At 62.7% G+C, this 25,481-nt stretch carries 25 protein-coding genes and 1 pseudogene; 8 read left to right on the forward strand and 18 right to left on the reverse strand.

The genetic code is table 11. The annotated features are described in order from the left end of the window. Positions 1-62: 62 nt before the first annotated feature. Positions 63-1,016 (reverse strand): annotated as a pseudogene (locus tag K3F49_RS18335) (aldo/keto reductase); the annotation flags it as partial. 84 nt (positions 1,017-1,100) lie between these two features. Between K3F49_RS18335 and K3F49_RS18340 the strand changes: the two are divergent. Continuing rightward, complete coding sequence (locus K3F49_RS18340) at positions 1,101-1,661, forward strand: TetR/AcrR family transcriptional regulator (protein ID WP_234682349.1); 561 nt, start codon at positions 1,101-1,103, stop codon at positions 1,659-1,661. A gap of 294 nt (positions 1,662-1,955) precedes the next feature. On the opposite strand, the gene K3F49_RS18345 is transcribed toward K3F49_RS18340, so the two are convergent. Further along, on the reverse strand, positions 1,956-2,573 hold the full coding sequence (locus K3F49_RS18345; RefSeq protein WP_234682350.1) for an FMN-dependent NADH-azoreductase: 618 nt from the start codon (positions 2,571-2,573) through the stop codon (positions 1,956-1,958). Positions 2,574-2,690: 117 nt separating this feature from the next. On the opposite strand from K3F49_RS18345, the gene K3F49_RS18350 reads away from it, so the two are divergent. Further along, a complete protein-coding gene (locus K3F49_RS18350; protein WP_234682351.1) occupies positions 2,691-3,590 on the forward strand; it encodes a LysR family transcriptional regulator in 900 nt (299 codons plus the stop codon). 390 nt (positions 3,591-3,980) lie between these two features. Here K3F49_RS18350 and K3F49_RS18355 read toward each other — a convergent pair whose 3' ends face one another. Continuing rightward, on the reverse strand, positions 3,981-6,470 hold the full coding sequence (locus K3F49_RS18355) for a putative bifunctional diguanylate cyclase/phosphodiesterase (protein ID WP_234682352.1): 2,490 nt from the start codon (positions 6,468-6,470) through the stop codon (positions 3,981-3,983). Between the two features lie 377 nt (positions 6,471-6,847). Here K3F49_RS18355 and K3F49_RS18360 point away from each other — a divergent pair, with 377 nt between their 5' ends. Further along, entirely contained in the window at positions 6,848-7,651 is an 804-nt protein-coding gene (locus K3F49_RS18360; RefSeq protein WP_234682353.1) for a substrate-binding domain-containing protein, read from the forward strand. Positions 7,652-7,681: 30 nt separating this feature from the next. Here K3F49_RS18360 and K3F49_RS18365 read toward each other — a convergent pair whose 3' ends face one another. Beyond that, positions 7,682-8,692, reverse strand: coding sequence for a 2Fe-2S iron-sulfur cluster-binding protein (locus tag K3F49_RS18365; protein WP_234682354.1), 1,011 nt, complete (start codon positions 8,690-8,692; stop codon positions 7,682-7,684). A 147-nt stretch (positions 8,693-8,839) separates the two neighbouring features. Beyond that, a complete protein-coding gene (locus K3F49_RS18370; RefSeq protein ID WP_234682355.1) occupies positions 8,840-10,582 on the reverse strand; it encodes an ethylbenzene dehydrogenase-related protein in 1,743 nt (580 codons plus the stop codon). Between the two features lie 671 nt (positions 10,583-11,253). Here K3F49_RS18370 and K3F49_RS18375 point away from each other — a divergent pair. Next, positions 11,254-11,913: a hypothetical protein gene (locus tag K3F49_RS18375; RefSeq protein ID WP_234682356.1), complete on the forward strand. Its 660-nt coding sequence runs from the start codon at positions 11,254-11,256 to the stop codon at positions 11,911-11,913. A 26-nt stretch (positions 11,914-11,939) separates the two neighbouring features. Here K3F49_RS18375 and K3F49_RS18380 read toward each other — a convergent pair whose 3' ends face one another. Then, positions 11,940-12,968 carry a glycosyltransferase family 2 protein gene (locus K3F49_RS18380; protein WP_234682357.1) on the reverse strand — a complete coding sequence of 343 codons (1,029 nt, stop codon included), beginning with the start codon at positions 12,966-12,968 and terminating at the stop codon, positions 11,940-11,942. Positions 12,969-13,693: 725 nt separating this feature from the next. On the opposite strand from K3F49_RS18380, the gene K3F49_RS18390 reads away from it, so the two are divergent. Further along, on the forward strand, positions 13,694-13,834 hold the full coding sequence (locus K3F49_RS18390; protein WP_234682358.1) for a ComC/BlpC family leader-containing pheromone/bacteriocin: 141 nt from the start codon (positions 13,694-13,696) through the stop codon (positions 13,832-13,834). 51 nt (positions 13,835-13,885) lie between these two features. Here K3F49_RS18390 and K3F49_RS18395 read toward each other — a convergent pair whose 3' ends face one another. Further along, complete coding sequence (locus tag K3F49_RS18395; RefSeq protein WP_194465094.1) at positions 13,886-14,179, reverse strand: hypothetical protein; 294 nt, start codon at positions 14,177-14,179, stop codon at positions 13,886-13,888. A gap of 211 nt (positions 14,180-14,390) precedes the next feature. After that, positions 14,391-15,080, reverse strand: a complete 690-nt coding sequence (locus tag K3F49_RS18400) for a DNA-3-methyladenine glycosylase I (RefSeq protein WP_234682359.1) — start codon at positions 15,078-15,080, stop codon at positions 14,391-14,393. 174 nt (positions 15,081-15,254) lie between these two features. Here K3F49_RS18400 and K3F49_RS18405 point away from each other — a divergent pair, with 174 nt between their 5' ends. Then, entirely contained in the window at positions 15,255-16,082 is an 828-nt protein-coding gene (locus tag K3F49_RS18405) for a metallophosphoesterase family protein (RefSeq protein WP_234682360.1), read from the forward strand. Here K3F49_RS18405 and K3F49_RS18410 read toward each other — a convergent pair. The 6 genes from K3F49_RS18410 to K3F49_RS18435 form a co-directional block, all read right to left on the reverse strand. After that, entirely contained in the window at positions 16,021-16,506 is a 486-nt protein-coding gene (locus tag K3F49_RS18410) for a Crp/Fnr family transcriptional regulator (RefSeq protein ID WP_234682361.1), read from the reverse strand. The genes K3F49_RS18405 and K3F49_RS18410 overlap by 62 nt on opposite strands. 103 nt (positions 16,507-16,609) lie before the next feature. Then, positions 16,610-17,140, reverse strand: a complete 531-nt coding sequence (locus K3F49_RS18415) for a GNAT family N-acetyltransferase (RefSeq protein ID WP_234682362.1) — start codon at positions 17,138-17,140, stop codon at positions 16,610-16,612. A 138-nt stretch (positions 17,141-17,278) separates the two neighbouring features. After that, complete coding sequence (gene bchE / locus K3F49_RS18420) at positions 17,279-18,805, reverse strand: magnesium-protoporphyrin IX monomethyl ester anaerobic oxidative cyclase (RefSeq protein WP_234682363.1); 1,527 nt, start codon at positions 18,803-18,805, stop codon at positions 17,279-17,281. Between the two features lie 127 nt (positions 18,806-18,932). Further along, complete coding sequence (locus K3F49_RS18425; RefSeq protein WP_234682364.1) at positions 18,933-19,673, reverse strand: di-trans,poly-cis-decaprenylcistransferase; 741 nt, start codon at positions 19,671-19,673, stop codon at positions 18,933-18,935. 31 nt (positions 19,674-19,704) lie between these two features. After that, a complete protein-coding gene (locus K3F49_RS18430; protein ID WP_194465100.1) occupies positions 19,705-20,079 on the reverse strand; it encodes a transcriptional regulator in 375 nt (124 codons plus the stop codon). Continuing rightward, the gene (locus tag K3F49_RS18435; protein ID WP_234682365.1) at positions 20,066-20,683 is read right to left on the reverse strand and encodes a hypothetical protein; all 618 of its coding nucleotides are present in this window, start codon (positions 20,681-20,683) and stop codon (positions 20,066-20,068) included. Before K3F49_RS18435 ends, K3F49_RS18430 begins: the two co-directional genes overlap by 14 nt. 200 nt (positions 20,684-20,883) lie before the next feature. Here K3F49_RS18435 and K3F49_RS18440 point away from each other — a divergent pair, with 200 nt between their 5' ends. Then, positions 20,884-22,140, forward strand: a complete 1,257-nt coding sequence (locus K3F49_RS18440; RefSeq protein ID WP_234682366.1) for a S1C family serine protease — start codon at positions 20,884-20,886, stop codon at positions 22,138-22,140. 72 nt (positions 22,141-22,212) lie between these two features. Here K3F49_RS18440 and K3F49_RS18445 read toward each other — a convergent pair whose 3' ends face one another. The 4 genes from K3F49_RS18445 to K3F49_RS18460 form a co-directional block, all read right to left on the reverse strand. Continuing rightward, a complete protein-coding gene (locus K3F49_RS18445; protein WP_234682367.1) occupies positions 22,213-22,947 on the reverse strand; it encodes a DUF899 domain-containing protein in 735 nt (244 codons plus the stop codon). A gap of 27 nt (positions 22,948-22,974) precedes the next feature. Then, positions 22,975-23,319: an SRPBCC family protein gene (locus K3F49_RS18450; RefSeq protein WP_234682521.1), complete on the reverse strand. Its 345-nt coding sequence runs from the start codon at positions 23,317-23,319 to the stop codon at positions 22,975-22,977. After that, positions 23,319-23,771, reverse strand: coding sequence for an ArsR/SmtB family transcription factor (locus tag K3F49_RS18455; protein WP_234682368.1), 453 nt, complete (start codon positions 23,769-23,771; stop codon positions 23,319-23,321). Before K3F49_RS18455 ends, K3F49_RS18450 begins: the two co-directional genes overlap by 1 nt. Before the next feature lie 103 nt (positions 23,772-23,874). Beyond that, a complete protein-coding gene (locus K3F49_RS18460) occupies positions 23,875-24,849 on the reverse strand; it encodes a Bug family tripartite tricarboxylate transporter substrate binding protein (protein ID WP_234682369.1) in 975 nt (324 codons plus the stop codon). A 144-nt stretch (positions 24,850-24,993) separates the two neighbouring features. Between K3F49_RS18460 and K3F49_RS18465 the strand changes: the two genes are divergently transcribed. Continuing rightward, on the forward strand, positions 24,994-25,404 hold the full coding sequence (locus K3F49_RS18465) for a VOC family protein (protein ID WP_234682370.1): 411 nt from the start codon (positions 24,994-24,996) through the stop codon (positions 25,402-25,404). Positions 25,405-25,481 lie beyond the last annotated feature (77 nt).

A 25,481-nucleotide genomic window follows, 5' to 3' on the forward strand; every position in this document is an offset into this window, starting at 1 on the left:
GTGGCTGCTTCAGCTGCGCGACGCAGCTTGGCCGGGTCTGACACTCCCTGATGGTCGAGCCGCGGCGTATATGGTGCTTCCAGTCTTGCTGCTTCGTCGTCGGTGAGGCTGGTCGATAGGGAGGCCACGGCGTCGTCAATATGTTCTGCTTTCAGCGCACCCACGATCGGAGCAGCCACCACAGGATTGCGACGCAACCAGGCAAGCGCAATCATTGCCCGGCCGACGCCCCGTTCTTCCGCAATGGCCCCCACCGTATCGATAATCAGCTTGTCGCTGTCGGCAGTGGCCGCACCCAGATTGTAGACCGCTTCGGTTTCCGCCCTTGCTGTCGTCGCTCCCCACGGTCGGGCCAGCCGACCACGGTTGAGAGGGCTATAGATAATGGTCTGCACCCCTTCGTCGATGCAAAGCGCATGCATCTCGCGCTCTTCTTCGCGGTCGAGAAGATTGTAAGTATCCTGCATCGACACGAAGCGGGCCCAGCCGTTGGATTTCTGCAGGTGTAGCGCCTTGCCGAATTCCCAGGCCATCATGGACGATGCACCGAGGTACCGGACCTTGCCGGCCTTGACGACATCGTTCAGGGCCTCGAGCGTTTCTTCCCAAGGGGTGGTCCTGTCACGACGGTGGATCTGGTAGAGATCGATATAGTCCGTGCCCAGGCGCTTGAGGCTCATATCGACCTCGGTCATGATCGCCTTGCGCGATAGCCCTATACTATTGGGTCCGTCGCGCATTGGTGCGCTGAGCTTGGTGGCGATCACGACGTTTTCACGGTGCGCGAAGTCCTTCAGTGCCCGCCCGAGGATCTCCTCGCTGGAACCGTTTGAATACAGATTGGCGGTATCGAAGAAATTGATGCCCGCCTCAAGTGCGTGGCGAATGAGGCGTCGACTTCCTTCCTCGTCAAGTGACCAGGAAGGGTAGCCTCGCGACGGGTCCCCGAACCCCATGCAGCCAATACAGATAGGCGAAATATCGAGGCCCGTCCGGCCGAGCTTGGCATATTGCATGTCCATCTCCACATTCGCTATATTCGGACAAATGTCCGCTTAGAGTTAAGTAACGGACAATTGTCCGTTTAGTCAAGAGGCGATATGGCTGTAGAAGAGGACGGATTGCGAGCGGACGCCCGCGCCAACCGTGACCGCATACTTGAGGTGGCACGAAAGGCTCTGACCCACGATCCCGAAACGCCGCTTAGCGCTATCGGTAAGGCGGCCGGAGTTGGGCAAGGCACGCTCTATCGCCACTTCCCGACGCGGGAAGCTCTGGCCCTGGCCATTTATCGCGAGGAGATCAACGCCCTTGCGGCTCTCGCATCCACGCTTTTGCAGAAGCATCCGCCGCTGGAGGCGTTTCGTCTCTGGTGTGCCCAGCTGGCTAATTCCAGTGCAATGAAACGCGGCGTGGCAAAGCTTCTGCAGGGGGCCACTTCCGAGGATGACAAACGCGAGACTTATGAGCAAATGGTGTTGGCGGTGCGTTCACTCATCGCTGCATGTGAGGCCGCGGGTGCGATTGATACCGGTGCAAATGCCGACGATGTTTTGATGCTTCTTGGAGTACTTTGGCAGCTTCCGTCCCATCCCGGAAGGGATTCTCAGTCGGCGAGGATAATAGCGCTCATCTTCGGGGGGTTGGGGGCCAAAGACTAGCTATGCGGCCTTGCTGGGCCATGAAGCTCGTTCTTGTGTTGGAGCGCGTCGGGAGCGACCGGTTCGTCGGGGTCTGCACGTACCGCGAGCGCAGCTTGTTTGGGGGTGGGAAGCGAACGGTCAGCTATTGCAAGGCAAGACTGCCAAATCGGACGAGCGTGACCATGTTCTGCTTCTCGGCATGAACAATGATCCGAAGGCAAGATGCGACGACGGGCAGCGGCGATCTTGCGGCACACCTGAACTCGGTGGAAGCAAGCGGGCTCCATCTGGGGGCCGCATACTCCCGATCAATCAGGCTGCCGCAGCGCGATTGAGTTTCGGAACGACGGCGTCGATGAACGTGTCCATCGTTGCTTCACCCATATCCACGGCCTTGGCACCTTCGCCATGGATAATCCTCACGTCGGTGATGCCGAGGACGTTGAGAATGGCCTTGAGGTATCGCGGGGCAAAATTGAGGTGGTCGATGGGCGACGCCTCGCCATAGATGCCGCCGGACGCCAGCACCACGGTGGCTTTCTTGCCGATCAGCAGTCCCTTGCCATCGAAGCCAAGCGTTACGCCCTTGCGCACGATGTGATCGATCCAGGCTTTGAGGCTGGCCGGGATATTGTAGTTGTAGACCGGCGTGGCGATGACAAGCTCCTCAGTTGCCAGCAATTCGGCAACCAGCGCGTCCGAGAGACGCAGTTGCTCGGCCATGTCCGAGGTATGGGCATGCGGTGGCGTGAAATAGGCCGATAACCACGGCATGGTCACGTGCGGCAGCGCATCCACCGCCAGGTCGCGCCGCACGACCGCGCCATCCGGGTGCACCTCGAGCCAATTGGCGACAAGGCGTTTGGTCAGCTGACGGGAAATCGAAGCCTCGCCGCGCGCGCTGGTTTCGACAACGAGAAGGTTGGGCATGGCGTCCTCAAGGTTTTGGGCTAAACAGCCGGAACAGATGCGGACGATATAGGGCTTTCTATCTAGCGGCGGGAGCGATAATGAAGCGATCATATCTATCGACTAATGTGATGGATCATGATCGGCAGTCTCAGCCTCGACCAGTTGCGCATCCTGGTGACCATTGCTGATGCAGGCAGCTTTTCGGCGGCCGGGCGGCAATTGCGCCGTGCGCAATCGGCAATCAGCCAGTCGGTGGCGACATTGGAAGCCGCGCAGGGCGTCCAGCTCTTTGACCGCAGCACCCATCGCCCCCGCCTGACTGAAACGGGCCGGGTTCTGGTCGATCAAGCCCGGCTGGTGCTTTCGAGCGCGGCACGCTTCGAGGCCGTCGCGACCGGCGCGCGAGGCGGGGTCGAGCCCGAGCTTGCCCTGGCCATAGATCCGCTGGTGCCCACCGCCCCGCTCATCGAAAGCCTGCGCGCGTTGCACCAGGCCTATCCGCATCTTGCCGTCAGCTTCTCGACCGAGGGCCTGGGCGGGGCGCTGCGTCGTTTGCGCAGCGGCGACGTCGCACTGGCCTTCTGCCTGCTGCTGCCGGTGGTGCCTGAGGACGTCGTGGCTTCGCCGCTGCTGCGCGTGGCGCTGACGCCCGTGGTCAGCGCCGAACACCCATTGGCAGCGCTTGGTCGTCCGGCAACCCGCGACGACCTGGAGCGCCATATCCAGCTCGTCCTGTCCGATCCGGTCGATCGGGAAGCGAACAATTACGGCCTGGCCAGCGCCACGCGGTGGCGCTTTGTCGACCTCGGCCGCAGACTGGATTTCCTGCTGGCCGGCTTCGGCTGGTGCCGGATGCCGGAGCATCTGATTGCCGATCATCTCGCAGCCAGCGATCTGGTTCGGCTCGAACTGGCCGAAGATGCCCGTGACCCGGCAGACGCCCTGACCATCTACGCCGCCCGCATGGCGGACCATGAACCTGGCCCGGCCGGCCGGTGGCTCCTTAACGACCTGCAGGTCCGGCTGTCGCTCTGATCCGGCCAAACACTTGTCGTCAGTATCGCCTAATCCCTGAGAGATACCGGAAGAGCCGCGATGAACGCGGTCAAAGTCGGCTCTTCGGTGTTAGTCGCACTGTCGCCAACGTCCGCAATGAGGTCGCGAGCCGCCGTTCAGCAGCGACGAGTTGGTCGCCCATTTATCACCCTACAGCCGCAAATCTGCTAGGGCTCTCATTGGTCGCTAATGACCGATTCCCAGCTTTCCGTTTATAGGGCTATGGCGTAGACATAGTTCTCATCATCACCCGGTGTGGTGCGCCATTTTCCCACCATTCAGTACAAAGCCGCGAACTACGGCAGGGCTCCCGTATGGATCGGTGCCTATTTGATCTTGATTGGAAAGGTTGATGTCGTCGCCGACGCGTTAGCGGATCGCAGCCTGCCGCTCCGCTCCGTCTCGCCTGGGCACCACCTCGACAGCTGAAGCCAAAAGGCTCGGCTGGAGCAGGACGGCGAACTCTTCGAGCGATAGTGGCGGAGAAAAAATATATCCTTGCGCCATGGTCGCGCCGTTTTCGGCCGCGAACCGGAGGTCTTCGGCCGTTTCGACGCCTTCTACGACCGTTTCGAACCCCAATTCGTCCGCAAGTCCGAGCGCCAGGCGAAGGATCGTCTGCTTTTCGCGGTCTTCCGCGACACCCGCCACGAGCGTGCGATCGAGTTTCACGGCGTCGAAGGGGAGCCTCGCCATCGTCGAAAGATTCGAATAGCCGGCTCCGAAATCGTCCATTGCAAAGCGTATGCCCAACTGCCTGAGCAGGCTTATTCTCTCGCGCACGAGATCTGGATTGCGCATCGCGACCGACTCTGTGACCTCGATCTCGAGGCGTGGCGGCGGGAAGTCGGCCTCGCGAACGGCCGTGACGATATCCTTGATGAACAGCGGGTCCTCGATTTCCGTCGCCGCGACATTTACAGCGAGCACGAGGTTCGCGCCGGCTCGGATCAGGCCCCCGATTTCGGCGAGCGCGCGCCGGAGCACGAAGCGGTCGATTTCCATGATGAGGCCGATCTCTTCCGCGATCTTGATGAAGCGCTGAGGAGGAATGTCGCCCTCCTTCGGGTGATGCCAGCGCGCCAGCGCCTCCACACCTAGGATGCGGCCATCCACGCAGGACACCTTGGGCTGGTAATGGACAAAGAGCTCTTCATTGCGGATCGCCAAGGCAAGATCGGTTTCGAGCGCATGGCGGGCTCGCGCGACCTCTGCGAGATCCGGAGTGAAGAACGCGTAGGTATTGCGTCCCGAGCTCTTCGCGGCGTACATCGCAAGGTCGGCCCGGATCAGGAGATCGTCGTAGGTTGTGCCGTGGGTGGGACAGATCGCGATTCCGATGCTGACGCCGATGGTCGCATGGTTGCTCTGCAGCTTGAAGGAAACCTGCAGCGTCTCGATCATCTCGCGGGCACTGAGGCTCGCGGCCTCGACCGTCTTCACTCCAGCGATGACGGCGACGAACTCGTCGCCCCCGACCCGGGCGAGCAGACATTTGCCGGGAGCGCCCTTGGATGTCAGCAAATTGCTCAAGCGCTCGGCAACCATCCTGAGCAGTTCGTCGCCAGCCTTGTGCCCGAAAGTGTCGTTGATGGATTTGAAGCCATCGAGGTCGAGGAAGAACAGCGCTCCGCCCTCTTCTGCGTCGATGAGCGCCGGCGCATCGATGCGCATCTTCTCCCGATTGGGAATGCGGCTCACCGTATCGTAGAACGCGAGTTGACGAATTTTTCGAGTGCTGGCCCGCAAATGCGTCAGCATTCGCTCGAATGCGAGGCCGAGGCTGTTGACCTCGCCGATGCCGGTTGCGCGGAACGGAACGTCGAGATTGCCACCCGCGATTTCCTGGGCGGTCTTGGCGAGCGCTGAGAGCCCTTTCGTGAGGTGCCTCACGGCGGCCAATAGCGCGACGACCAAGGCACCGAGCGCCAGCGCCGCGGACGCCAGGAACTGCCACATCAGCGAACGCGTGTGGGATGCACCGATCTGGAACATCTGATCACGTGTCGTCGTCACGAGCGAAGCGCTCGCGAACGTACACACCTTGAGCGTGGCCGCGTAATCGACACAGCGCGCGACGTAGTTGCCGTCAGCCGAGTGCTGCAGCCCGGTCAAACGCGTCCTGGTGCCGCTGAATCTCACCCCTTCAGGTCCCGCGGAGGACACGATCTCGTTGTCGCCCGTGATGATGACGACGCCGGCATTGGCTAGCGAAGTAAAGTTCTCGAGAGTCCGCTCCGTGCGCCCGAGCGGTCGGATGGCGGCAAGCGCGCCGATGAGATCGCCGAACTCGTCGAACACGGGCTCGATCGCGGTGTGCGCTATGGTGTGGCGCCGCGGCAGGCCGAGCGCCGACAATTCACGCAATTGGAGTTCATAGGTGCCTTCCTCACCCTGCGGGTGCGAGCGGCTGTTGTCCTTGAGGATCGCGCTGAGATTGCCAGACAGGGCGCTACCCTCGAGCGCCCGGTTCAGCGCCAGGAGGTCGAGGGACGTGTTGGCGCCGATCACGCGACCGGTTTCGTCCAAGGCGATCAGCCTTTCGAATCCGGAGGTCGAAGCAACGATGCTGAGCAGCTCACGGATAGTCACATCGTTGTTCGAGGCGACCGCCTTGGCGACATCGGCGCGCTGAGCGATCTGACGCAGGCGAGATGCGGTTTCCGCGCCCAGGACCTCGATTCGCGCTCGCGCCAACTGCGCCTCACCATCAAGGCGATGAGCGAGCTGGTCTTCCGAGAGTTCACCCAGTGCCGCAGCCTGCTGGCTCAGTTGCTGCTGCAGGCGCAGCGCCGTCAAGCCACCGATGAGGCCGAGCCCGAGGACACCGGTCGCGAGCACGACGGCAACAAGACGCATGGCGATAGACGAAGGGAAACTCGGAACCGCAGACGGAACGAGCCAAGGACGCCAATGGGGTGGCGCCCTCGATGCCTTTGCCGAATCCGTGTCAGTTGCCACCACCGCCAGCACCCTGAACTTGCGGGGGCCGGTCAATGTCGCTCACTGAGGCCCCCAACTGAGCGTGTTCCAGGGCGACCTTAGGCGAGCAAACCATTCAATATCGTCTATTTATCGTCTATTTGTGGCTGGCTAATTAGCAAACGGTTTTTCGAAACCATCAAATTTTGTGCTTTCCGTCCGCCACGGATAATTCCAAAGGCACGGTGTTGCGACAACAGATGGTTTAGGTTTCTTTGCCAGATTGGCCACCTCGTGGTTCGAAGGGGTTTGCAATGGCATTTGCGAGGATCACGGCAGCAATTTTGGGCCTCTGCATTGCGGGGGTGAATGCCGTCAGCGCCGAAACACGCCGGCTCGACATCGTCGGGACCGGAGACGGCATCGATGTCCTCCGTGTCATCGCCGCGAGCTTCATGCAGCAGGAAGGATCGGCACGTGTCGAGGTCCCGCCGAGCATCGGTTCTGGCGGAGGCATCGCGGCCGTGGGATCCGGCAAAGCGATCCTGGGCCGCGTCGCACGCCGCCTAACCGACGCCGAAGCGGCCTCCGGAATCGTCTACAAGGCGATCGCCCGCCTGCCCTCGGCTTTCATCATCCATCCCGGCTGCGGAGTGAGTGCCGTCACAAGCGATCAGCTCGTTGCGATCTATTCGGGCCGCCTCGCGAATTGGAAGGAGCTGGGCGGAGCCGATATGCGCATTCGTGTCGTGCGGCGCGAGGACCAGGACAGCACTCTCACCGTGCTACGGGCCAGCATGCCCGGCTGGCATAATCTCGAGATCACCGAGAAATCGAAGACGGCAACCACAACACAGGAAGCGATCGAGACGGTTCGCGATGTTCAAGGCGCGATCGGCTTCGGTCCCTTCTCGCGGCCGTTGGAACAGGGGCTCACAGTGCTTCGCGTGGACGGTCACTACCCGACCGACGCGGATTATCCCTCGAGCGTGGTGCTGGCGCTGATCTATTTGAACACGTTGCAGGATCCGGACGCCTTGGCCTTTCTACGCTTTGCCGATACGCAGAAGGCGGCCGACGTCATCACTAGCCTCGGTAGTCTGCCCGTCAAGCCGTGAGCCGCCGGCGCTGCTGAGCTCGGCATCGGCTCACGGACCGGGGCGATGAGGCTGCTCCCGGCTTCGCCATAGATGGGTGATCTTGTCCATCAGCGATGAGGTTTGAGAGCTCGGCAGGAAAGGATCGGCGTAGCATTGCGCATTGGCCGAGCGCGCCTTGTTCTTTACGATATCGACGAGACCAACGGGGCCGGCGACGTAAACCGTATCCTCCAGCCCGAGCAGGGGCAGGTAGTGCGATGGGCGCCCGGGCCTGATCGGCAGGGTAGATCCGACCTCTGTCGTCGCAATGACGTCGCGGACACCGTCGTCGATCAGCCACTGCAACGAGGGAAGCATATAGAGGTTATCGGCATCCCGGCTGCCGGCGACGACCGCCATCTCGCGGTTGCGCTGGGTTGAGCGCGCCGAGCGGGCCAGCGCCCAGATCGGGGCCCAGCCTGCTCCGCCGGCGACCAGCACCAGCGGCCCCTGGCCCTGTCGTAGATAGGCTTGTCCGAAGGGGCCTTGCACATGCGCCGCATGGCCGGGCCTGATGGCCTTGGCGATCTGCCCCGACACGGTGCCGTCAGGCAGGCGCCGGATGTGGAAGACGAGTTCGACTTGCTTGAAGGAACCATCGAGCCTGAAGGTCGGGCTGAACTCGCGCGCAGGATAGCCGGAAAACTTGACGCGCACATATTGGCCCGGCCGAAACTCGAGCGGCGCTGAGGTCGTCAGCACGACTTCGGCGATCTCTGGCGAGAGCTCGTTGATCTCGGTAACGACGCACGCGCGCTTGATCGGTAGCGGCAATTCTTCGAATTCGATCTCCGCATCGCCTGCGACCGCGGCCTGGCAGGCGAGCACAGTGCGGCCATGGCCCGAGCCGCCGTCATCGACCGATCCCGAAACGACCGTCACGCGGCAGCTCTGACATTGTCCCGATCTGCAGTCGTGTGGAATGAGGATCGAGCCGCCGAGCGCCGCGTCGATCAGGCTTTCGCCGGCGCGGGCTTCGACGAGCTTGCCATTGAGGACGAGCCGACAATGCCTCTTCATCGCGAGGCCTCTGGGCGCCGCGAATTTCTGCGAGCAGGCCGCTGCTCGCCGCGCCAGAATGCGATGCGCGGATGAGGGCGAAGGCATGCTTCGGCGCAGCCGCGCCGTAGTAGCCTCCGGTCGAGCTCGTCGCCGCCCGTGAGATGCCTATTTCTGCATGACGACAAGCACCGGGCGGTTATGGCTCGCATGCCGCGTCTGTGCATGGTCGAAGACGGCGACCCACATGTAGAGATCGTGGCCTGGCACGAAGGCTTTGTCATATCTGCCATCGCTTTTCATGTTGCGCGTCAGCTCGAGCGTCCAATGTCCGTTGCTCCATCTTGAAACCCCAGTGACATTGGCCCGCTCTCCGTCGTTGTCGCCGGCAATAATCACGCCGGGCAGGATCGTACCAACGGGAATCCTCGCGTCGGCCTCTGGAGTGTAGGGTTCGCTCTCCCGGTCGAACATGTACCAGCGGCCGTTTTCGTCATCGCTACTGCTGGGATTGAGATCGAATTTGCCGAGGGCTGCGACCTGCGCCTTCCAGTCCTTGGGAAGCCGCAGAACCGTGACGGGCCCTTTGTCGTCCCTACGGATGAACTTGAAGTTATACGAATAAAGAGAGCGACCTGGCTTGTTCCAATAGCCGCCCTGGTAGCGGGCATCGTAATTTTGCTCGTCCAAGGTCGGGGCGTAGGGCGGACCAATATATTGGCTATCGACACGCCCGAGCATGCCCCCGCGCGACGCCTTCCACTGCCACATGTCTATGTAGCTGCCATCCGTCGTGTAGTGGAAGCCCCGGCCGTTGATCGGGATCGGTTTTCCGGGCAGCGGGTTGGCGCCGAGATCCGTCGCGCCTGCGCCGCCAAGCGACGGATTATCGGAGAAAATGACCGCCAGTTTATCCTCATAGAAGTCGACGGCGTCTTGCAGACCCGCACGCTCGTCGAGAACGTGCCAGCCATCCTCCTTCTTAATGATCGGAATCCGGCGCAGGGAGCGCGTGGGATCGTCCCACCGGAAGGCGAAATAGATCTTCTGCCCGTCGTGCAGGGCGCGCACTTCCACCAGCGATTCGCCCGATCCGTCGAGATTGGCACCCTGCTGCGTGCGGATGAAGACGGGGCGCGCGCGCGACCAGGCGGGATCGCCCATGGCGCCGTCCAGCTTGGGCGCGTCGCTCACCCGCGCGGCGACGAGCGCATCGCGCGTCGCCCAGTCGAGCCCGGCAACGCCGCACGCGACTGCCACGCCGATTGCAGCGGCGACGAGAAGAGGCCTCGGCCGCACGGCCTTCGTGATCGCGAGCGGCGTCGGCCGAAACACGCGGAAAATCTGCAGCCAGCCACCATAGAGATAATGCGCAACGACATGCGCGAAGATATAGACGAGCGCGACGAAGGCGGCGGTCGAGTGGAGATAAGCCCACCAGCCGCCGTAGCCGAGATACATCATGACGCCCGTCCCCGTGAGGAAGATCACGAGCGCATAGACGAACCAGTGCAGGATGATGTTGACGGCCCCCCACTTGAGGCGAGTCGGAGCGCGCATCGCGAGGATCCGCGTCTTCTTGAGGGTGTTGCGCTCGACGAGGCCGCTGCGCGCGAGGTAGGCGACGTAGGCCGACCCACAGAAGAAGACGGCGAGCCCCGCGAGGAAATGCCAGGAAAAGATCTCGCCCTGAGGCAGGACCGGAGCAAGCCATTTCGAGAAAGGGGCGCGCAGCGCGTCCGCTGCGATGCGTATGCCGGTAACGAGGCTTACGACGAAAGCGAGCGCGGTCGCCCAATGGAGCGTTATCGTCCCGACATCCGTGCGTGGCGGGCTTTCTCGAGTCTTTGTTTGAGCGAGGCTTTTCTCGGTCAAGGCTTCGGCGTTCGTTCGAGCGGTGACATCGTTCATTGCATAAGCTTACCCACGGTAAACCAGCAGAGCTAGCGTCCGCTTTCGCTTCTCCCGGAAAAGCGGACAGCTGCGAACAAGCTACCTAGCGGTCGGCCAACGAGCCGTCCCTTGGGCATACGCCAGTCTCGAAGTTGGCCTCTAACCCAGCTGGCTCTGGCGCTGGGCAGCCCTGAGCGCGGGCGTTGCGCGGGTCGCTAAACCACGTCCATCATATGCTCGGCGGAAACAGTTGGGGGATGTGGCGGCCTTCAGCGCTTCGCTTCTTCCAGGAGCTTGGATTTATATAGCAGTTTCAATTATATATGAGTTCGCGGCTTTGTTCTGAATGGTGCGCCGCTGTTCGCCACAGTACGCTAGAACCGAAAAATGCTCCGCTATTGCGTGGGCCTTGCCGCTACGCGGCCGACCTTCGCCTGCGCGGTCGCGGCGGAGAGCATCGGGACCCCTCGCGCAACGCTGCATTCTGGCAGGAGCGCAATCGCTTCTGTGAAGGTCTAAAGATGGCGGGGCTGCCCAGGGAAGTCGTCGCAAGCTCCCTGCCTCGACGGCGATGGCCTGTTATGGCACATTTCATCGACACCGCGGATCAATCGGAAGGCCAGCGATCGAGAGCTGGTTGATCTCCTCGGTTGCCGTCTTTTGCGTTGATAGAATTCCGGAGCGCGCCAATGGGCCGGAGGAATAAGGTTCTGCTTGCCGATCGCGTCGCCAGGGCGGCTGAAGCTGCGCTTGACCCCAGGCAGTTTGTGAGCGCCGTCGACATCCTTGTCGGGATTGGGTGGCTTGACCCTGAAGCGGTGGAGCGTTGGCGCCGCGGGCAAGTCGAATGCCTGGAGGAAGTCGTCCGAATCGACGTGCCGCGAATCTCCGACGCGCTGCGGTCCTTCCTGTCCTGGTCGGCCGCGCAAGGATTGCTCGCAAGCCGGACCGAGTATGTCGCACGTACGCCGCACCGCCAGACCCTGCGTTTCAGCCACAGCGGAGATCCGGCTGTCGAGGAGTCATATCGCACCCATCGGGTCTCGCCTTCGCTTTCCGAAAAGAAGCGTGAGCGTCTGTCGGAGAAGACAAGCCGAGCCCCGGAGCTGGTGGCTATCCGGCCATTGAACGCGGAGTGGACATGCCACCGGTGTGGCGGCACCGGAGGCCTGCTGATGATGGAGAGTCCCGGCCCGGCATGCCTGCGCTGCGTTGGCCTCGACGATCTCGAATTTCTGCCGGCAAGGGATGCCTTGCTGACGCGCCGGGTGAAGGCGAAAAGTCCCCGATATGCGTCGTCGTGCGCTTCAGCAAGACCCGCGGCCGCTACGAACGGCAAGGCCTGTTAGTCTGCGCAAGCTTTCGACCGCGATGCTTAGCTCGACAACAGCGCCCGTGCGGCTCGGGCAAGACGACGACCGGTGGTCTTCTGCCTCAGTGCCTCCGTCCAGTCGAACATGCTTGAATTGACATCGTACTCGCCGCGCTGGGCTTCCGGTATCGCACCGGCCACGATGCGTGCGATCAGGTGCGGCAATTCCCGATAGAATGTTTCCGTGCGATACGGTGGATGAAGCGAGTAGAGCCCGGCTCCCGAACCGAGAAAGTCGATGCGGGAAAGTCCCCTGCGCATCATGGCCGCCGAGATGATCTCCTCGGCCGGCATCGTCAGCGGCGACTGGCGAAACAATCTGGCGCGGATCCGGCGCCGGAGATTCGGACGCACCAGCTCCAGCGCCCCGATCGATGCATCGAACTTGTTTTGATCGAGCACGAAGATACGCGTGCTCACGCTGCAAAAGCGGTAAGCCGGGTAGGCGGCGGCGAGCCGCTCGGGCGGCCGGACGCCGGTCAAACCCGGGAACCCTCCATGTAGATCGGCGAGTGTGCCGTCAGCGCGGGGCGGACCAGGAAGTGGTCCGGCGAATAGCGCATCCGGCGTCGCCCTCAGCCAGCCGATCGCCTCCTCCAGCCAGACCTGGCTGCCACCGCCGAACAGCATGTCGCTGTCCATATGGACCACATAGTCCGCGTCCGCCTTCAGCAGGCCGTAGAAATAGGCATGGAACGGTCCGCCATCGAAGGCCTTTTCCGGATAGGCGCGGCTTGTCGAGAAATAACGCTGCCGCACGGACTCGAGCGCCGTCGGCGAATAGTCGACCTCGGAAATTTCCGCCTTCGGCGACTTCAGCGCGATGGCCTCCAGGAGCGCAAACAGGCGTCCGCGGTACTCCTCGTAAGCATGACCGCTGTAGCGGCCGCTCCTGCTCTGCCTGGTGTCAACCGTGAATACGATACGATCGACCTGGTCGCCCCACACGTCGATCTGATGCGGAAGTGTGTGGACCGCATGGCGCACGTCCAGCGGATGCAAATTGATCTGAAGCGCGGATCCGACCTGCATCTCATCTCTCCTTGCCAGCGAACTGGTTGATCACGTCCATGAACAGCTCGCGCCCGAATTCGCCGTTCAGGGGAAGCGGCCTGTTGGGTGCGTGGTCAGCTTTTGGCGCGGCAGATGCTGATCCATGACGTCGAATTCCGCTACCAGACGCCTCGACGGGCCTTCATACCCGTAATTTATCATAGATGGCTTTCCGCAGAGGCCAATTAGCACTGCTGTCGTTAATGAACTCACGGCACCTTCGCAGCGCGCGTTCGCCTTAACAAAAACGGTTACTCATTCATTGACGTTGCGCAGAAATGTCCCGCGGCATCGCCTCTTCGTGCCGGAGCATACCGAACGCGGTTTCCCACCAACAGGCGCCGCCCGAAGGCCGGGTTCAGGATCTCACGCCAAATCGCGCGAGAAAATGCAACCCGCCGGTCGCGACCACGAACATGAACCACGTCGGATTTATCCGGTCGAGCAGAAACGTCTCCGTCGTCGCGACGTAAGGTCGGAATAGCCAAACGACCAGAACTCCCCGTCCCCTCGCTGTCCGGCGTCCTGCTCAACGACCGGCTCTGATATCAGCAACGCACCATAAGCCTGATCCAGCCACCCTTCGGTACCCCGAAGGGCGGCTGTTCTTTTCAGTGTCGCGCATCACGGCCGCGCGGCCGGCTCGCATCATTCTTCCTGCATCGCGCGGAACGGCCCGCGCGAACTGAAATGAGGAGACTGCCATGCAGAACAAGGCTCGCGAATTGACGGAGACGGAGCTCGAGACGATCGCCGGCGGCAGCTTCTGGGACAGTGTTGTCAACCTCTTCCACAACCTCTTCGCCGGCGCCGGCGATCTTCGCCGTCCGCTCAACCGCCCCTGATCTCAACTGCGATCCGGACGGGGGCCGTACGCGGCTCTCGTCCTCGCAATCTCAGTGCCTGACATGCTCGAACACCACGATCACGCCGGTTGGTTCGGGCTCGTGTGCCATCAGGCGCGTCAGATCCGCATCGCTCCAGTCGGCGAGGCTGACGACTTCACCGGTCTGACGTTCCGCACTCAGCGACGGCGTTGGCTCAAGAACTTTCAATCCCATCTCGTCGACGAAGAAGGTGTGTTCCCCGAACATGCTGTTGAGCTGCGGCATGGCCGGATGCTCGTCGGGCAGCACCTGCGCGCCGAGCTGGTTGACGGTCTGCTTCACCTGTTCGGATGTGAGCTTCATGAGCTGCTCCGTTCTGTCGTGTTGGTTTCATGGCTTGAACCAAGGTTTGGCCGGAGCGCGTGTTCCCTGCGCCTGTGTCGCCTGGCTCAAATTTCCGAACGGGTGCTGCGCACAAATGTTCCTGCAAAATGTATTTCGTGATCGCGCGTCGCATCTGCCGCGCCGGCGGCGCGAGATCGCCACACGATGTCCACGATCTGATCGATCGGCGCTAGTGCTCGCTCCGGTTTTCGCCAACCGAAAGCGCGCAGATGCGCGACAGATAGGTGTAGGGCAGCCCCGTCTCCTCCGCCCAGGCGTTGAACTGCGCCTGCACCTTGGCGAGATCGCGCTTCGACTTGACCTCTTCGGCGATGTCGAGGCCGGCATCGCGCAGGCAGGCGACGACATCCTTCGACGTGACGAAGCCGTCCCAGCCGACGAAGCGCAGCAGCATCTGGCCCGTGTTGCCACCCAGCCTAGAGCCGCGTCTGGTCAGGAGATCGAGCAGGCCGATCTCGTTGGACGGCGGCCATTTCGCCAGAAACTTGCCGAAGCTGCCGTGCTCTTTCGCGATCTCCTGCACAAAGGCGGCGTTATCGCGCACCGACATGATCTTGGCGCCATTGCGCACGATCCGCGCATCGCGCAGCAGGGCTTCCCAATAATCTTCGGGCTGGAAGCCGAGCTTGGCCGGCTGGAAGCGAAGGAAAGCGTCTTCAAAACCATCCCACTTCGCATCGATCACGCTCCAGGCGAAGCCCGCGCAAAACACCCGCCTGGTCATCTCGGCGAGGATGCGATCGTCGCCGAGTTTTGCAAGCCTCTTCAGGTCGGGCGTGTCAGGCATCAGTCTGTCGAGCGCCTTGGGCCCGCCCTTGCGCTTCTCGGCACGGGCACGAATGGTCTTGAAAGAGGTCATGCGATCACTCGCGTTGAAGGCGCGCCACGACACCAGAATCCGACGATCCGGTCCAGCCCTGCGACGCACCGTCACTTGCGCGCTCCCGCCTGTCACAGCTACGCTGGTCCGCTTCTTGCTTTACAACGATTTGGAATTCCCAGACATTTTCGCACTCTCTCCGGCGGATCCGCAATGCGTTGCCTGGTCGTGGCCGACCTGCACTACTCGCTGCCGCAGCTCGACTGGCTGGTCAGCGCTGCGCCGCAATTCGACCTTGTGATCTTCGCCGGCGATGCGCTGGACATCGGATCGACGGTGGATTTCCGCGCCCAGATCGTGGTGGTGAAGAAGTACCTCGCGCTGATCTCGGCGCAGGCGAGGGTCATTCTCTGCTCCGGCAATCATGACCTCGACGAGCGCAATGCGGAGGGCGAGAAGATCTCGCGCTGGATCTCGGAGGTGCGCGAGTTGGGCATCGCCTGCGACGGCGACAATCTCACCATCGGCGACACGCTGTTCACGGTGTGCCCGTGGTGGGACGGACCGCTGGTCAAGCAGCGCATCGCCGATCAGCTGCGCGATGCCTCGCTCAACCGTTCGCGGCGATGGATCTGGGCGCATCACGCACCACCGGCCAATTCACCGACGAGCTGGGGCGGCAAGCGGTTCTTCGGCGATGTCGAGCTGGTGCAGTGGATCATGCAGTATCAGCCGTCGATGGTGATCTCGGGCCATGTGCATCAATCCCCCTTCATCACCGACGGCTCGTGGTTCGACCGGCTGGGCCAGACCTGGGTGTTCAATGCCGGCCTGCAACCCGGCCGGCCGCCGACGCACGTCGTGCTGGACCTGGATGAGAACAAGGCGTTCTGGCTGGCGGCGGGCGAAGCGCAGTGGATCGATCTCGGTGTGCCGCTGAAGCGGCCGGCATCCACTATCGAGGAGTCGCCGGACTGGCTCACATCCTTGGGTCGGATTGCCGATCCGAACCTGGCGAGACCTCGAGCGGTGGCAGGTTGATCATGCTCTGGAGCACCTCGCCGACCATGGCGAGATGCGTGCCGTGACCGGCATATTGCCGCTTGAGATCGGCGAGATAGGTGTTGGCGGCATTGAGCCGCTGCGCCAGCATGCGCGCGATCAGCAGCGCGACCTCCGGCTCCCGCTTGAGGAGCGAGGCAGCATCTGGGAATTCGTAGACGACCGTGTCGGAGCAGGCACGTACTGTCGCCGTGTGCGGCAGCCCCAGCAACACGGACATCTCGCCCAGCACCGCCCCGGGCTCGGCAATGGTGGCGACCACCATCTCGCCCTTGAGCACCTCGAGCTTGCCGTTCATCAGCACATAGAGATGGCCGGAGGCGCCGCCTTCGGTCACCAGATGCGTGCCGGCCGCAACCTGCCGCTCAGTTCCACCGGTGCAATAATCCAGAACCCCGCGCATGGCCGCATACTCCCGTCCTGGGAGATAGTAGAGCACGATCCGCAAGGAGATGCAGCGGTTTTTGACCCTGCCGCCGGCCTGCCCAGGCTTTTGGCGGCCGGGCTCAGCGCGACAGCCGTTTTGCGAGATGAACCGACTGCCAGTCTCCAAGGCCGGTATCCGCAAACCCCGCCTTCTTCGCGAGGCAGCGCATCTCGGCATTGGTTCGTGCGGTCTCGGCCGCGATCATCTCGTGACCGAGACCGCTCGCGCGTCGCTCCATCGCCGTCATCATCTGCAGGCCGACGCCCTTGCGCTGAAAGACATCGGCAACAGAGATAGCGAAATCGCCATGCCGGGCGAGCGCGTCATACGCGTATCGCGCTTCGCCGATGATCGTGCTTTGCCCTTGATCCAGCCTGAGCTCCGCAAGCAAAGTGAAATAGTCGGGATGGCTGACCTTGGCGACGCATTCGGCCGCGACCACGGCAAGATCGGCACGCGCGCCCATAAAGCGCTTGTCGCGCGTTGTCGTGGAAAGGCCGGTGAAATAGATCGAGAGGCTCTCCACGTCCGATGCATTGGCAGCCCTGATCCAGACTGCACCATTTGTTTCATCCGGCTCGACAGCGGCATCCAGAGATAGCTGTGACATGCGCGAAGCTCTCCGCAGATTGCGTGAACCGCACATCTAACCGACGCCGCGCATTGGCCGCTTGGACAGAGCTGCCAATCTTGCGGCCAGAAACGAACAGCGCGTTGTCCCGTGCCGGACATCACAAGGGGGCCGCGCTCATGCAGCTTCGCGCGCGCCGACATGCCGTTCGGGCCGTGTTGCCGTCATCGACTGCTCTTCGGCGTCCTGCGGCGCGCCCCAGAATTCCCGCACCGTGGGCCCCCATCTCAACCGTCGCGCGCGCAAGAATTCCAGGATCTCGTGCGGCCAGACCCTGCGGCCCATATGCGTGTACCAGCGCATGGCGTGCCGTAGGCCGGCATCGCGCTGAAACAGCACGCGCCAGATCGCCTTGGGGCGACATTGCAGCACCATCTCCGTGAATTTGAACCAGACCAGCACGCGCCACGGCGCCATGTAGCGCGTCGCCAGCACCTCATGCTTGTAATCCCAGCGGCGGCGATCCGGCTGGATCACGCGGCGGTCGGCAGCGAGCCGGAAGTACGGTGTCCAGCGATGCGGCGTGACGTAGAGCAGCTGCACCTGATCGGGATCGTAGGCCAGCAGCTGCTTCAATCCACGCCAGTGGTCGCGATCGGTTTCTTCCTCGAACCCGACCACCCAGGTCGCCATCGACAGGATGCCATGCTGCCGCAACAGACGAATGGCCTCGCGGTCGGTTGCGGTCGTCGCACCCTTGCGGATCAGCTCCAGCGTCTTCTCATCGGTGTTCTCCAGCCCGAGCAGGAAGCGCTGCCAGCCTGCCTGCTTGTAGAGATGCAGGATGTCGGCATCGCGCACGATGTCGTCGGCGCGAGTCGATCCCACCAGGATGAGATCGACATTCTCGGCGATCAGCGCGTCGAGGAAGGCTCGCCACGCCTTCTTGGATACAGTCGGATTTTCGTCCGCGAAGTTGATGACCTTCACACCGTGCTCACGATGCAGGCGAGCCAGCTCTTTGGCGAAGCGGACGGGATCGCGATGGCGCCATCGCGTCCAGAAGCCGCGCTGGCCGCAATAGTTGCACAGATGCGGGCAGCCGCGCGAGAACTGTACGACCACGGCGCGCAGGCCGCCCCAATAGCTGTAGCGCGCGTGATCGATCAGTTCCCAGCCGATGCGATAGGCATCGAGGTCCGCGATCACGGGCGCAGGCAGGGTCGCGCGTGGACCCGTGGCATCGCGAAACGCGATGCCGGCAACACCGCCGAGATCGTGGCCATTTTCCAGCGCGCGCATCAGGCGCCGCGCAGTCTCCTCGCCTTCGCCACGGACGATGGCGCTGACATAGGGCTCATCGCGCAGGACGTCGCGCCAGTGATAGGTCGGGAACACGCCGCCATAGACGATCAGCACGCCCGGCATGGCTTTCACCAGGGCCTGCGCAATTTCTGAAATAACCGGATGTCCGGAGGTTGAGCCGGAATGGCCGAACAACACGGCATCCGGAGCGAAGCGGTTCGTCTCGGTAACAATGTCCGCGACCGGCATTGGTCCGAACTCGGCATCGATCAGCCGCACGGTATGACCGTCGTCGATCAGTGGGCCGCCGACCGCGAGCAAGCCGAGCGGCGGCAGATGATCGTCCGGAATCCGGCTTCCGATCGAGGGATGAGGCACGTTGACGAGAAGAACACGCATGGACTTTCGCTCCCGCTTTGGTTGGCGTGATCGTCCGTCCCGCTTCTATGAAGAAGCCCAATCCCCCGACTGAACCCGAAGACATCGTGCGTGACTGCCGCGGAGACTCTTCTGCTCCGCTTCTGCGTCACGCCCGAGAGAGTGAAGGCACCTCCTCAGGCATGATCGCCTGGAGGCCGCCGAAGCGTCGCTCGCGGCCATGGAACGAGGCGAGCGCCGCGGCCAGATCCCCGGCATCGAATTCGGGCCACATCCGCTCGGTGAAATGCAGCTCGGCATAGGCGCCTTCCCAGAGCAGGAAGTCCGACAGCCGCTTTTCGCCCGACGTGCGGATGATGAGATCGACGTCGCGCAAGCCGGCCTCCCCGGTGACCAATTGCGAGAACGCTTCGCGGGTGAGGCTGGTCAGCGCGGCCGCCTTCGCCGCGGCATTGAGGATGGCGTCGCGCGCGGAATAGTCGACGGCGATGCGCAGATGCAGCGTGGTGCCGCGGGCAGTGGCCGCCTCCGCACGCGCGATGGCCGTGGCGATGCCGTCCGGCAAGCGGTCGCGACGGCCGATCACGGTGAGCCGCACGCCGTTCTTCACCAGGCTCTGCACTTCATTGGCGAGATAGAAGCGCAGCAGCGTCATCAGGGCTGCAACCTCAGCCTTCGGTCGGCGCCAATTGTCGGTCGAGAACGCGTAGAGCGTCAGCGTACCGACGCCCTGTTTGGGCGCGACCTCGACGATGCGGCGGATCGCCTCGACGCCGGCCTCATGGCCGCGCACGCGCGACAGGCCGCGTCGTGTCGCCCATCGTCCGTTGCCGTCCATGATGATACCGACATGAAGTTTCTCGTTGGGGGACGTGACGTCACTTTGCATCGCAAAGTCTCCAGTCAAAAAGGGGGGACGATCAGGTCGGGAGAATGCCGAGGCGGCCAAGCGGCGGTGCCTCGCGGCCGGCGGCCTTGGCGGCATCGCGCACGAGACGCTCGAGCACGGCGAGATAGTCGAGGAAGCGACGGCGTCCGGTCTTGGTCAGACGGCAGGTGGTGTGCGGGCGATTGCCCTCATAGCCCTTGGTCACCTCGACGAGGCCAGCCTCCTGGAGCACGGCGAGGTGCCGGCTGAGATTGCCGTCGGTGAGGCCGCAGAGCTGTTTGAGATCGGCGAAGGCAAGGCCCTTCGGGTGCGCCATCAGTGAGGTCAGAAGCCCGAGCCTCGCCTTCTCGTGGATCACACGGTCGAGCCCTTCATAGGAGAAAGGCGCGCTGTCAGTCTTCGACATCATTCTCTCCGGACGCAACATACAGAATGGCCGCCATCATCGACTGGCCGAACACGAAAGGCAGTCCCATTGTCCAAGGCGACAGCACGTGAGTCCGGCTCGCCAGCACCACCACTGCAAAACCCGAGATGAAGTACCAGGCCCCTGCGAACGCCACGCTGCGCGGCAGCGATCGAACGGACGCGAAAATGCCGAGCGAGACCAGGATCTGCCACAGCCCCGGCAGGAGCCACAGCGTCTCGGCTGCGAACTTCCACATCACCACCGCGAGCAGGATGCCGGCGACGCCCGCGGGCAGGAACTGCTCGACCGCCTGATGGATCATGGCGTCGGCGAGGCCCGAATGATGACGGCGCGAACGCGCGCGCATCTCGATCCAGATCATCAGGCCGGACAGCGCAGCCGCAACGAACCAGCCGAGAAAGAAGCCGAGCGGCTCGCCGGTGGGATCGCCGAGCAGCCAGAATTGCAGGATCGCAGTGACAAGCGCGACCGCGCCGGTCGCAGCCATCGTCGCCGGACCGTAGCCACGGAACGCCGTGCCGGCCGCGATCTGGCTGCGGATCGCCACGATGTCGGCCAGGGCCTTGTCGAGATCGCGCATCGGCAACGCCAAAACTCCGCTCCACCCAGCTCACGGACCGGCACCGCCCGATCACTTTGTAACGCAAAGCATACCGCACTACAAAGTAAAGGCAAGCCGGAAAGTCGTCCGCAGGGGACGCGACCCGATCGGACAACTGTCGGTTGCGCGAAACCTGCCCGCACAGATAAGATGCCGCCAAAGCGCTCCGGGGGAAAGTTATGTGGTTAAAGTCGTTTGTCGTTGCGTCTCTGTTGCAGCTGTATCTTGCCGGACTGTCGCATGCGGCAGGACCGTTCGGCTCCGTCAATGTCGGCAATTGGATCGGCGGCGCCTTTAGCAACGACCAGACCGGCGCCTTCTCCCATTGCGCCGCAACGACGCCTTATGCGAACGGTGTCATCCTCGTCGTGAGCCAAAATGCTGCCGGCACATGGTCACTCGCCTTTGCGAGTCCCAGCTACCACTTCAACAAGGGCGAGAACGCTGCGATTGACGTGACCTTTGACGGGCAGGAGCAAGCCAGGCTGTTTGCGACGGCCTACCAGACCAACATGCTCACGGCCATCATGCCGGTCAATGTCGTGCGTACGTTTCAGAAGGCGAGCCTGATGGTCGCGACGGCCGGCCGCGCCGTCCTGAATTTCGACCTGACCTCGACCGGGCCGGTGATCGCAGCGTTGGCGAATTGCGTGACGAAGGTAAAAGCCGACGGGCTCGACAAGGCCGGCGATTTCACCAAAGGTGCCGCGAAGCCGGCAGCTACGGCAGACAAGCAAGGCGCACCGCCAGCGAGCAAACCCGGCAGAGGGGCCAAGAGCAGCTCCGGCTTTGGCACCGGCTTCGTGGTCAGCGCCAGCGGACACATCGTCACCAACAACCACGTGATCGACGGGTGCAGCGAGCTCAAGGGCAATCTCACCGGGGAGGCCGCGATGGTGTTGCGCGTCGTGTCGAGCGACGCGAACAACGATCTAGCCCTGTTGCAGCCGTCGTCGACGGCGACATTCAAGGACTTTGCCCGGATCCGCGATCGCTCGTTCCACTCCGGCGATTCCGTCGTCGCGATCGGATTTCCCTATCATGGCTTGCTCACATCGGACTTCACCGTGACGACCGGGATCGTGAGCTCGCTCAGCGGCATGCGCAACGACACGCGGTTCCTGCAAATCAGCGCACCGGTACAACCCGGCAATAGTGGCGGCCCGCTGTTCGACACAACCGGGCAGGTCGTCGGCGTGGTCACGAGAAAGCTCGATGGATTGCGAGTCGCCGTGGCAACCGGCACCATTCCCGAAAACATCAATTTCGCGATCAAGACCGGCGCACTGCGCGATTTCCTCGACAATTCGGTGGTGCCGTACCAGACGGCCGAGCCGAAGGGTGAGCTAAAGACCCCCGAGATCGCCGGCAACGCGCGGGCCTATACAATGCTGATCTCGTGCAAAGGCACGGAAGAGGCTGACGCGAAGAAGTGAGGTGGCCTCGACGGTACCGCCCCGCTCCGACGTCGTCCTGGCTTTCCGCCAGGACGATACCTGTGCGCTCCCTCACCCGTGGCAGCAAGCGCCTTTCGCCTGCGGCTCGTACTGGTCGCGCAGGCGGACCCAGTCCATCGGATACGGCAGCCCCTCCTCGTGACGGCCGAGCGGGGTGAGGTCGAGATATTGATAGGCTGCGTTCATCATGTCGAGGCCGCGGGCAAAGCAGGAATAGGTGTGAAAGATCTCGCCGGCCTCGTTGCGATAAAACACGCTGATGCCGGGTAGCTCCGGGCCATAGAACGGCGTGGTGCCGAAATTGTATCTCAGGACGCCCCGATCGATCTGCTCGCGTGTGAACGAGACCTCGTAATCATAGTTGAAGTCGTTGTGGCCTGAAGACACCCAGTCAAAGCTCCAGCCCATGCGCTTCTTGAACGCCTCGAGCTTTTCGACGGATGCCAGCGAGATCGCGACCATGGTGGTGTCGCGCGCAGCCAGATGCGGCACCATGCGCTCAAAACCATCGGCCCAGAACGAACAGCTCTTGCAGGCAGCCTCCCAGTCGGGCGAGAACATCACGTGCTGCACCACGAGCTGCGGGCGACCCTTGAAGAGATCGCCGAGCGTGACCTTGCCGTTCGGGCCATCGAACACATAGCCCTTGTCGACCTTCACCCAGGGCAATGCGCGGCGCTCCTCGGCAAGACGCTCGCGGGCCTGGCTCAACTCCTTCTCGTGCGCCAGATGGGCTTTGCGGGCGGCGATCCACTGCTCGCGCGAGACGATCTGATGTTGCTGCATGATGTCCTCCTTGAGGTCCCCTTGCGGTCAGGCGACGAAGGTGTCGAGCTTGTCGAAGAACGAATTCCAGCCACGCTGATGGTTGTCGCGCGCGGTCTCGTCAAAGAACTGGGCGTGATGAAAGACCATCAGCGTGCCGGCGCTGTCCGGCTTCAGCGTGATCGTCACCAGCGATTCGCGCTCCGGCGTTGAATGCCAGGCCCAGGTGAAGACCAGCCGCTCGTTCGGCACGACCTCGCGATAGAGGCCGCCCGCCTCGAAATATTCGCCGTCCTCGCGGGTGAAAGAGATACGGTAGCGGCCACCGCTGCGGACGTCGAGCTCGGCACTCAACGTCGCCGGCTTCATATTCGGCGGCCCGAACCATTGCACTAGCTGCTCGGCTTGCGTCCAGGCGGCGAAGACCTTTTCCGGCCGCGCGCGGAGCCGGCGCGTGAGCGTGAGGCTTGGACCTTCGGTTGCGCGTTCGGCGGTGTTGGCTGCTGCGTTGACCATGGTTTGTCCTCCACAAAGGCGGCAAGGCGATCAAAACTCTCGGACCAGAATTGCGCGTAGCGATTGAGCCAGTTCATCGCCTGTTCCATCGGCTGCGCGGTGAGCCGGCAGGAGACCGTCCGCCCGGTCTTCTCGCGCACGATCAGGCCCGCATCCGTGAGCACGTCGAGATGCTTCATGATCGCCGGCAGCGAGATCGAGAACGGCGCTGCCAGCTCACTCACCGACAGGCTGTCCCTTTCGCCGAGACGCGCGAGCAGCGCGCGCCGCGTCGGATCGGACAGCGCCGCAAAGGTGCGATCAAGCGTCTCGTCTTGATACTTAACCATAAGGTTTAGTATAGACGTGGACGCCGTCCCGTCAAGCGGGAACCGCGCAAGAAAAAAGCCCCGCCTTGCGGCGGGGCTCCATGTCCGGTCATTCGGGAGGTTGCTACTCGACCTTGAGGCCGGCGAACTCGACGACCTTCTTCCACTTCGCGGTCTCGGCCCCGATCTCCTGGCCGAACGCCTCCGGCGTCTCGACCAGCGGATCGCCGCCGAGCTCGACCAGGCGCTTGGTCATGTCGGGCTCCTTCATGAGCGTGTTGATCTCGTTGTTGAGCTTGGCGATCATGTCCTTAGGCATGTTCTTCGGCGCACCCATGCCGAACAGCGCGCTCGCCTCGTAGTCCTTCACGGTCTCGCCGATCGCGGGCACGTCCGGCAGCTGCGGCGAGCGCTGCGCCGTGGTGACGCCGAGCGCGCGAAGCGAGCCGGAGCGGATGTGCTGGATGATCGAGGGCATGTTGTCGAAGATCACCTGCACCTGTCCGCCGAGCATGTCGGTGATCGCCGGCGCCGCGCCCCGATAGGGCACGTGCTGCATCTTGCAGCCGGTCATTGCCATGAACATTTCGCCGGACAGATGCACCGAGGTGCCGTTGCCGGAGGAGGCCATGTTCACCTTGCCGGGATTGGCCTTCACATACTCGATGAACTCGGCGACGGTCTTGGCCGGCACGTCCTTGTTGACGGTCATCACGTTCGGCACGCGCTGGAACGCGGCGATCGGCGCGATGTCGCGGACGAAGTTGAACTTGAGATTGGTATAGAGCGTGGCGTTGATGTAGTTCGCCGGATTGACCAGGAAGACGGTGTAGCCGTCGGGCTCGGCGTTCACGACGGATTCGGTGCCGATATTGTTGCCGGCGCCCGGCTTGTTCTCGATCACGAATTGCTGGCCGAGCCGCTCCGACAGCCGCTGGCCGATCAGGCGCGCCAGGATGTCGGTGGCGCCGCCCGGCGGATAGCCGACCACGAATTTCACCGGCCGGGACGGATAATCCGCTGCAAAGGCCTTCGACAGCGGGCTGGCTGCAAGCGGGGTGGCGGCGAGCAGGCAGAGCGCGGAACGGCGAGTGATCATCTCAAGGGTTCTCCCAAGTGTTGTTCTTGAAAAGCGGCGTTGTTCTCAAGGGACGGATAGCTTGATCGTGGCGTCAGCGGCGTTGTAACAAAGCCTGCCACGCGCGGAAAGTACGCAACGTTCATGGCGACGAAAGGATAAGGCATGCCGGTCAAGGTCGAGGCCCTCGATCACCTCGTGATCAACGTCGCCGACGTCGCAGTGACCTCCGAGTGGTATCGCAAGATCCTCGGCATGGAAGTCAAGGTGTTCGACCCCGGTGGCGGCAAAGCGCCGCGGACCTCGCTAGGGTTTGGTCAACAGAAGATCAACGTTCGGCCCCGCGATGCTGACAAGGAGGAATGGTTCACCGCCGACCACCAGACCGCGGGCAGCGAGGATCTGTGCTTCCTCACCTCCGCAACGCCCGACGAGGTGGTGGCGCATTTGAAGGCACACGGCGTCGCGATCGAGGAAGGCCCGGTTCCCAAGCAGGGCGCCCGCGGCACGCTGTGCTCGGTCTATTGCCGGGATCCGGATGGCAGCCTGATCGAGATTTCGTCGTACGAGGATTAGTAGGCGCACGGCGCTTCCTCCCGCCCATTTGCGCCCCACGCCGTCCGATGGCAGGAAGACGCAATCATCAAAAAGCA

This window comes from Bradyrhizobium monzae (assembly GCF_021458635.1).
Lineage (GTDB): Bacteria > Pseudomonadota > Alphaproteobacteria > Rhizobiales > Xanthobacteraceae > Bradyrhizobium.